Source organism: Knoellia aerolata DSM 18566 (assembly GCF_000768695.1).
GTDB lineage: Bacteria > Actinomycetota > Actinomycetes > Actinomycetales > Dermatophilaceae > Knoellia > Knoellia aerolata.
This window is the reverse complement of sequence record NZ_AVPL01000141.1, coordinates 1-1,189: the sequence shown is the minus strand read 5'-3', so window position 1 is coordinate 1,189 and position 1,189 is coordinate 1. Positions and strand designations below refer to the sequence as shown.

The following is a 1,189-nucleotide window of genomic DNA, read 5'->3' as shown; positions in this document are numbered from 1 at the left end:
CGCCGCGACCGCGCCCGCCCTCGGACTCGCCGCCGGGCTGACCCTGCCCTGGCCGGCCACGCCGGGGCGAGAGTCCGTCGCCGTCGTCGCGGGCTGCGCGGTGGCCGTGCTCGCCCTCGCGATCACGCGGACCCGGGTGGACGCCGACTCCCCCGGCGACCGGACCGTCCTCGCCACCATCGGTGGGCTCGGGCTGCTCGTCGGGACGGGCACCGTCCTCGACTGGCCGGGTCACTCCATCGCCGCCGTCGTCACCGGGCTGTGCCCGCTGCTCGTGCGGCTCCTGCCCACCACCAGCCTCGTCGTCGACGCCAACCAGCTCGTCGACACCGACCGCCTCTCGACGACGATCTGGTCGGTCCGCGAGCGCAGCGCGGGAAGGCGCAGGCGGATCACGCCCGGTGACGTGCGTGCCCGCTTCGACGCCGCGCGCGAGATCGTCGCGATCGGGACGGCATACCTCTCCCTCACCGCCGCGGTGTGCGGGTGGCTCACCGTGACGACCCCGGCGCCCGACGCCGCCTCGCGGTGGGGCACCCTCGCGGTCGTCGTCGTCGCCGCGCTGGCCTGCGGCTACCAGTCACGCACCGTCCGGGACCGGCTGCCGCGCTACAGCATGCTCGGCGCCTGCGCGGCCCTCCTGCTGGCCGGCGCGTACGCGCTGCTCACGAGCGGCTGGGGCGGGGCGACGGTCGTCGTCTTCCTCGTCGCGACCGGCATCGGCTGGGTCAGCGTGGTGAGCGCCACCGCCCTCGTGCAGGGGTACCGCTCGACCCGCATGTCCCGCTTCGCCGACTCCCTCGAGGGCCTCACGGTCGCGCTGTCGGTGCCGCTCGGCGTCGTCGCGGCGGGCGGCGTGGAGGCCATCCGGCGGATGACCTCGGGCTGAGCGACCCCACGCGGTCGGCCGGGTGTCGGGGATCCGGGTGCACTCCGGTGGCCAGAACCCCGGGAACCCGACACCGGGCTGAAGGTGACGCCTCAGTCCCAGACCTGGGGGCTGGACTCGTCGGTCCCGTCGTACCAGGTGTCCTCGTCCTCGTGGGTGAGCTTGTCCACGTCCGTGGCCGTGCCCTTCTCACCCCGGCGAGCGCCACCGGCACCGGCCGCACCGACGGGGCCACCTCGTCCCGCGGCTCCTGCGCCTCCGCGGGCGGACGCGCCGCGTCCGCCGGCCTTGCCGCGACCG

At 76.0% G+C, this 1,189-nt stretch carries 2 protein-coding genes; one reads left to right on the top strand and one right to left on the bottom strand.

Translation table 11 applies throughout. The annotated features are described in order from the left end of the window. Nucleotides 1–889: hypothetical protein (locus N801_RS21230; protein ID WP_035940908.1), on the top strand; the 889-nt coding region annotated here is incomplete at its 5' end. A 92-nt stretch (nt 890–981) separates the two neighbouring features. Here N801_RS21230 and N801_RS21225 read toward each other — a convergent pair. After that, on the bottom strand, nt 982–1,189 hold a 208-nt coding region (locus N801_RS21225), incomplete at its 5' end, for a hypothetical protein (protein WP_035940906.1).